General features: G+C 68.2%; 1 pseudogene. It reads right to left on the bottom strand.

The window, feature by feature from the left end:
* Nucleotides 1–284: pseudogene (locus AAH991_RS40355) on the bottom strand (hypothetical protein); the annotation flags it as partial.
* Between the last annotated feature and the right edge of the window lie 65 nt (nt 285–349).

Below are 349 nucleotides of genomic sequence, written 5' to 3'. Positions count from 1 at the left end.
CCCTTCGGACCCTGCGGGCCGCGCATGCCCTGCTGGCCACGCGCACCCTGCGGACCGGCAGGACCCTGCGGACCCGTGCCGCCGATGCCCACCGGACCCTGCGGACCGGTCTTGTTCCACGACACCTTGGTCTCGGTCGTCTTGCACGTGGTGGTCGCGTTCACCAGGCGCATGTACCGCGTGCTCTTGTTCACACACGCGTAGAACACGGCGTCACTCGCCGACGAAGCGGTGGCGGCGCCACCCAGAACCAGGACCGACCCCGCCAGAGCACCAGCCGTCATCAGGCCGATGGTGCGACCGCCCGGCAACTTGATAGCCACGAAACTTCCCTTTCTGGAGCGCACCA

The organism is Microbispora sp. ZYX-F-249 (assembly GCF_039649665.1).
Taxonomy (GTDB): domain Bacteria; phylum Actinomycetota; class Actinomycetes; order Streptosporangiales; family Streptosporangiaceae; genus Microbispora; species Microbispora maris.
Note: the sequence above shows the minus strand (reverse complement) of the source record. Positions and strands in the feature narration are given on the sequence as shown.